The organism is uncultured Gimesia sp., from assembly GCF_937919775.1.
In the GTDB taxonomy this organism is placed as follows: Bacteria; Planctomycetota; Planctomycetia; order Planctomycetales; family Planctomycetaceae; genus Gimesia.
Genome location: NZ_CALFPF010000465.1, coordinates 1 through 6,604 on the forward strand (window position 1 = coordinate 1; position 6,604 = coordinate 6,604).

The 6,604-nt window shown below is 52.7% G+C and carries 4 protein-coding genes; all 4 read left to right on the forward strand.

Annotated features, from left to right (window positions below; all coding sequences use genetic code 11):
- Positions 1-2,655: pyruvate dehydrogenase (acetyl-transferring), homodimeric type (aceE, locus tag Q0294_RS13220; RefSeq protein WP_299466056.1), on the forward strand; the 2,655-nt coding region annotated here is incomplete at its 5' end.
- 60 nt (positions 2,656-2,715) lie between these two features.
- Entirely contained in the window at positions 2,716-4,044 is a 1,329-nt protein-coding gene (locus Q0294_RS13225; protein WP_299466058.1) for a 2-oxo acid dehydrogenase subunit E2, read from the forward strand.
- A 57-nt stretch (positions 4,045-4,101) separates the two neighbouring features.
- Entirely contained in the window at positions 4,102-5,529 is a 1,428-nt protein-coding gene (gene lpdA / locus Q0294_RS13230) for a dihydrolipoyl dehydrogenase (protein ID WP_299466061.1), read from the forward strand.
- Positions 5,530-5,617: 88 nt separating this feature from the next.
- A partial coding sequence (locus Q0294_RS13235) for a hypothetical protein (protein ID WP_299466064.1) occupies positions 5,618-6,604 on the forward strand: 987 nt, incomplete at its 3' end.

A 6,604-nucleotide genomic window follows, 5' to 3' on the forward strand; every position in this document is an offset into this window, starting at 1 on the left:
GATCCGGCAGAACTTGAAGAATGGTTTGAATCATTGGATGATCTTATCATCCGTTATGGTAAGGAAAGAGTGAAACACGTTTTGGCGATCCTGCAGGAACGGGCTTATCGTCAGGGAGTGACGATGCCTTTCACTGCCAATACACCTTACATCAATACCATCTCGCCCGAAGAACAAACGCCTTTTCCAGGCAATCGCGAAATCGAACGGCGCATCAAAAGTATCATTCGCTGGAATGCGATGGCGATGGTGGTTCGCGCCAATAAAGATCACGACGGTATTGGCGGACACATTTCAACCTATGCTTCAGCGGCTACACTCTGGGAAATCGGTTTCAATCATTTCTTTCATTCCCGCACGGAAGACCACTCTGGCGATGTCGTTTATTTCCAGGGACACGCTTCCCCCGGTGTTTATGCTCGGGCATTTGTCGAAGGTCGGCTGACAGAAGAAAACCTGTTACGCTTCCGTCAGGAACTGCCACGGGGCGGCGGTTTATCCTCATACCCTCACCCCTGGTTGATGCCTGATTTCTGGCAGTTTCCCACGGTCTCAATGGGCCTGGGCCCGATTATGTCCATTTATCACGCACGTTTCCTGCGTTACCTCCATAACCGGGGTATCATGGACACTTCCCAATCCAAGGTCTGGTGTTTTGTTGGCGATGGGGAAACGGATGAACCTGAGACGCTGGGAGCGATCACGCTTGCTTCACGAGAGCATCTGGACAACCTGATTTTTGTTATCAACTGTAACCTGCAGCGTCTTGATGGACCTGTTCGCGGGAACGGCAAGATCATCCAGGAACTCGAAGCCGCTTTCCGCGGTGCAGGCTGGAATTGTATTAAAGTGGTCTGGGGCAGTGACTGGGATCACCTGCTGGCTGAAGATGAAAATGGTTATCTCGTCAAGCGGATGGGAGAAGTCGTCGATGGACAGTACCAGAAATACGTCGTGGAACCGGGTTCCTACATCCGGGAACATTTCTTCGGCGAGAATCCGGAACTGGCCAAGATGGCAGAACATCTTTCCGACGATCAGATCAAACGCATGGGACGCGGCGGTCATGATCCGGAAAAAGTATACGCCGCCTATAGCGCTGCCGTGAAACATACCGGTTCCCCGACAGTCATTCTGGCGAAAACCATCAAAGGTTATGGTCTCGGTGAAGCCGGAGAAGGACGCAACGTCGCCCACAATGTAAAAAAAGCCAATGAAGATGAACTGAGAGATTTCCGATCCCGGTTTGGAATTCCCATCCGTGATGAAGATGTCAAAAACACCCCCTTCTACAAACCCGAAGAAAACAGCCCGGAAATGCTGTACCTGCAAAAGAAACGGGCAGAACTGGGCGGATACCTTCCCAAGCGGACCCCAACAGAAGAACGCCTGGAAACTCCCACGCTGGCGTCACTCGAAAAATTCATGCAGAGCATGGCGGGTAAAAAAGGATCGACTACCGGAGCCTTCGGCATTCTGCTGGGCAATTTGCTCCGCGATAAAGTCATCGGCAAACGCATCGTGCCCATCATTCCCGACGAAGCCAGAACCTTCGGGATGGAAGGTCTCTTCAAGCAGTGTGGTATTTACGCCAGCCAGGGACAGTTATACGAACCGGTTGACCGTGATCAGCTGATGTATTACCGCGAAGCCAAAGACGGCCAGATTCTGGAAGAAGGCATCAACGAAGCCGGTGCGATTTCCTCTTTCATCGCCGCTGGTACTGCTTATTCCAACCAGGGCGTGAATATGATTCCGTTCTACGTCTATTATTCCATGTTCGGTTTCCAGAGAGTCGGCGATCTCGTCTGGGCCGCCGCCGATTCGCGCACGAAAGGCTTCCTGCTGGGAGGTACCTCCGGCAGAACGACCCTGAACGGCGAAGGACTGCAACACCAGGATGGACACAGTCATGTGATGGCTTCCACGGTTCCGACGCTCCACGCTTACGATCCTGCATATGCTTATGAGCTGGCAGTCATTATCCAGGACGGGATGCGTCGCATGTATCAGGAAGGCGAAGAGATTTTCTATTATCTCTCTGTCTATAATGAAAATTACGAGATGGCTCCCATGCCGGAAGGCGAACACATCGTCGAAGGCATCATCAACGGTATTTATAAATTCCGTGCTCTGGATATGGAAAAACCTGCGGTTTCCATGCGTCCCCAACTGTTTGGCAGCGGTCCGATTCTGCGAGAAGTGCTCCGTGCTCAGGAGATACTGGCAGAGAAATTCCAGATCGCCACCGATGTCTGGAGTGTGACCAGTTACAACGAGTTGGCGCGAAACGTGAAAGACGTGGAACGCCATAACCGGCTGCATCCTGATTCTGAACCGCATAAATCGTTCCTGGATATCACGTTCGAAGGAGTTCAGGGACCGTTCATCGCTTCCAGCGATAACATTAAACTGGTCGCCGATCAGATTCGTGAAGGGATTCCTGGAAATTATTGTGTCCTCGGAACAGATGGTTTTGGGCGCAGTGAAACACGTGAATCGCTCAGACGTCATTTTGAAATTGATGCTGAGAATGTCGTTGTGGCAACGCTCGTCTCGCTGGCTGAAGAAGGTCAGTTCGATAAATCAAAACTGCCGGCAATCATCAAGGAACTGGGAATCGATCCGGAAAAAGTCAATCCCCGACTGGCTTAAGCAGCCACAGTCAACGGGCTAAATAAAAAAGAAATACTAAACGAATAGAACGACAAAACTATGGCAACTGAATTTAAACTTCCCGAAGTAAGTGAAGGTGTGGAATCGGCGGATGTCGGACAAATCGCGGTCGCCGTTGGCGATACCGTGGAACAGGGTCAAGTTCTGATGGACATCGAAACTGACAAAGCGGTCGTCCAATTGGAATCACCCTATAGTGGCACGATTGCCGCATTGAAGGTATCCGAAGGAGACTCGATCCCGATTGGCACCGTTCTGCTGACGATTGAACAATCCAATGGTGCACCGTCAGCAGCCCCTGCTGAAAAAACGAAGCCGGCCGCAGCCGAACCCAAAGCGGCTGAACCGGCGAAAGCCGAATCAGCGGCGACTCCGGAAACGAAACCAGAGACCAAACCGGCTGCTCCTCCTGCCCCCTCTGTTTCCAAAGCGGCACCAGCTGCAGAAGGTTCTACAAATAATACTCCCGTTCCTGCAGGACCTGCCACTCGTCGCCTTGCCCGTAAACTGGGAGTCGACTTGCACCTGGTCAACGGCTCCGGCCCCAGTGGTCGCGTCACACAGGAAGATGTGGAAAACTACGTCAAAAACCTGATCGCCGGCGGCGGCCCCGCTGGTGGTGGCGGAGGCATCACTGTTCCACCACTGCCCGATTTCACCCAGTTCGGTGAAATCGAACGCCAGAAAATGAAAAAACTCGCGCGTGTGTCTGCAAATAACCTCAGCCTTTCCTGGCAGATTGTCCCGCACGTCACACAACACGATCTGGCAGACATTACGGATCTGGAAACAGCGCGTAAACTCTTCATTTCGAAACCAAACTACTCGGGTCCGAAAGTGACGATGACCGCGCTGGCAATGAAGGCCGTTGCCATCGTGTTGCATGAGTTCCCTGCGTTTAATTCGAGCCTCGATCCGCAGACCGATGAAATCGTGTTTAAGAAATACATCAACATCGGTGTCGCCGTCGATACGGAAAATGGTCTGGTCGTTCCCGTGGTCAAAAATGTTGACAAGAAAAATATCATTGCCATCGCACAGGAAATGAATGTGCTGGCGATCAAAGCCCGTGACCGCAAACTGGAAATGAGCGATATGCAGGGGGGAACTTTCACCATCACCAACCTGGGAGGTCTGGGCGGCACTTCGTTTACGCCGATTGTGAACTATCCGGAAGTTGCCATTCTGGGCATGTCCCGCTCGCGAAATGAATTCCAACTGGTAAACAATAACCCGGTCTCCCGTCTGATGCTTCCGCTGTCGCTTTCTTACGATCATCGGGTGATTAACGGTGCAGACGCTGCCCGCTTTATTGTGCGTATTTCCAGCTTACTCTCTGATCCGTTCAACCTGCTGGTTGACTGCTGAGAAACAATCTCGAACCGTATTGAAGCTTAAAAAACAAACAGAAGGTTAACGTATATTATGTCTGGATCAGCAACCAGAGAAACGGATATTGTAGTGATCGGCGGTGGTCCCGGCGGTTACCCTGCTGCTTTCGACGCAGCAGACAAAGGCTTCAAAGTGATCATGGTTAACGATGATGTCGCCCCCGGCGGCGTTTGCCTGAATCGAGGCTGCATCCCCTCCAAAGCACTGCTGCATGTCGCCAAGCTCATCAACGAAACCAAAGAATCCTCCGACTGGGGAGTTTCGTTTCAGAAGCCTGACATCGACATCGACAAATTACGCGAGTTCAAAAACAAAGTCGTCACCCAATTGACCGGGGGCATTACGCAACTGGCGGGAGCCCGTCATGTCGAAATCCTGAAGGGATTCGCACGCTTCCATGACTCCCAGTCGGTGGAAGTCTCAAAAGCCGATGGATCAAAAGAAGTCATCAAATTCAAGTACGCGATTGTCGCCACCGGTTCCTCACCGGCGGTTCCGCCCGTGTTTGATCTGGATGACCCGCGCATTATGGATTCGACCGGCGCACTCGAACTGGCAGATATCCCTGCAAAATTGCTCGTGGTCGGCGGCGGTTATATCGGCCTGGAAATGGGCAGCGTGTACGCCGCTCTCGGGTCTCAGGTGACCGTAGTCGAAATGACCGACGGCTTACTTCCCGGCGCAGACCGCGATCTGGTACGCCCTCTGCAGAAACGTCTGACCGAAAGTTTCGCCGCCATTCACCTGAATACCAAAGTCGAAAAGCTGACGCCGGACAATGGTGGAATTATCGCCGACTTATCCGGTGAAGGGGTTGAACCTCAACAGACCTTCGATCGCGTATTGATTTCCATCGGACGCCGCCCGAACAATAAAGGGCTCGGCCTCGAAAACACAAAACTGGAACTCGACGAACGGGGATTCATTAAACACGATTCCCATCAGCGAACCGCCGAATCGCATATCTTCGCGATTGGTGATATCGCCGGCGAACCGATGCTGGCACACAAAGCGACCCGCGAGGCGAAAGTCGCCATCGAAACCATCGCCGGTGAGCCTGCCGAGTTTGATAACATCGCCATTCCCGCAGTCGTCTTCACAGACCCGGAAATTGCCTGGTGCGGCATCACGGAACAACAGGCCAAAGAGCAGGAGCTGGATGTTGAAATCACGCGGTTCCCCTGGGCTGCCTCCGGTCGCGCTCAGACACTGGCCCGTACGGAAGGACTCACCAAATTGATCTTCGACAAGAAAACGGGACGCGTCCTGGGAGTCGGCATCGTTGGTCCTGGCGCCGGCGAACTCATCGCAGAAGGGGTCCTGGCAGTGGAAATGGCGGCAGTCGCGGAAGATGTCGCCGCAAGCATTCACGCCCATCCCACGCTTTCTGAAACCATCATGGAAGCTGCGGAAATCTTCCACGGACAGGCCACCCACATGTATAAACCAAAGCGTAAATAATAATAGTGACAACCGGCTTCCTTCCGGGGAACTCCGGTCGAATACCATGATCATTGATTACTGGAACCAGCACAAAGGGCGTTGATGAATGCGATTTCATAAACGATCAACAGCGCCTTCCTACTTCAGCCGCCGCGATCAGGTCCGGCTGTTCCGACTCGTCGCTGCCATTGGCGTGATCTTCCTCGCAATGCATTACGCCTCCCAACCCAGTCGCTGGTACTGGCTCACTGGTCGCCCGACAGAGGAGCCTGCCACTCAGCAAACCGAAGTTCCGCAGCGTGAAATTGACTTCAGCGTCAAAGAAGACCTGAAATTGAAACCGGATGAGTTCCTTTCAGAGCCAAAACCGAAAGTCAAACTTCCGGAGACGGCCCATTCGCAGCTGGAAAATGGGGAGTACGATGTGCGGGTTGACCCCCAGATCATGCAGCACGTTTCCGACAGTACGCTCGGCATACGCGACCATGAAGCAGGTGCTCTATACTATCTGCTCGCCAAAGCCGCTGCCATTCCCCAGAATATCCTGGAAAAGTCATCGGAACCCGCGCCTCCGTTCGTGGTCGTGATGACCGAATCTCCCCAATACCGCGGACAACTGATGACGGTCAAAGGGCAACTCAAAAGGCTCACGCCACTGATCATTGATGAAAATTCTTACGGCGTCCAGACGCTCTACGAAGGCTGGTTCTTTTCGAAAGATTCCGGAATACACCCCTGGCGTGTACTCTGTACGCAACTTCCGGAAGGTATCCCACAGGGAACCGATCTGAAAAATATGCCCGCCGTCCAGATCACCGGTTATTACTTCAAAAAGTATGGCTATCCCTCAGTGGCAGGCAAACTGCAGACAGCACCATTGCTGATAGCCCGACAAATTCGCTGGTTCCCCCCCGCAGCAGCCGAAACGGCGTCTTCATCGGGAGCCGCCAAATACGTTGTCAGCCTCTTTTTGGTAATCAGCATCGCGCTTGCCTTTATGATCTGGAGATTCACCATCAACGATCAGAAATTTGCCCGCAGCAAAACCGCCCGGTTAATGGAACGGCCTGACATGTCGATGGAGAGTCTGAAA